Origin of the sequence: Nonomuraea spiralis (genome assembly GCF_014648435.1) — a bacterium.
Lineage (GTDB): Bacteria > Actinomycetota > Actinomycetes > Streptosporangiales > Streptosporangiaceae > Nonomuraea > Nonomuraea spiralis.
Map to the genome: position 1 here is coordinate 1 of NZ_BMRC01000101.1, position 553 is coordinate 553.

Consider the following 553-nt stretch of genomic DNA (forward strand, 5'->3'; position numbering starts at 1 on the left):
ACCGAGAAGATCCGTCGGCACCACACGGCGTCCGATGAGATCTATGGGGCGCCGCGCATCCACGCCGACCTGCGGGAGATCGACGGGGAGAAGGTGGGCCGCAAACGAGTGGCCCGGCTGATGCGCGCGGCCGGGCTGGCCGGTGTCTCCCGGCGTAGAGGCTGTCGCACGACGATCGCGGATCGGCGGGCTGCAGCCGCATCCGACCTGGTGAAGCGGAAGTTTGAAGCGGACGAGCCGAACCGGATCTGGACGGCCGACATCACGTACGTGCCGACCTGGCATGGTTTCGTCTATCTCGCTGTGGTCTTGGACGTGTTCTCCAGGCGGATCGTCGGCTGGGCGGTGGCCGATCACATGCGTACCGAGTTGGTGACCGATGCGCTGGAGATGGCGATCCACCGGCGCCGCCCCAGTGCCGGGGTGATCCATCACAGTGACAAGGGCAGCCAGTACACCTCGATCGCCTTCGGGCAGCGATGCGAGCAGGCCGGGGTTCGCCCCTCGACGGGCAGGACCGGGACGTGCTTCGATAACGCGGTCACGGAGAGTT

General features: G+C 66.9%; 1 protein-coding gene. It reads left to right on the top strand.

All coding sequences use genetic code 11. The features are described from left to right. On the top strand, positions 1–553 hold a 553-nt coding region (locus IEZ27_RS53490; RefSeq protein WP_189654324.1), incomplete at both ends, for an IS3 family transposase.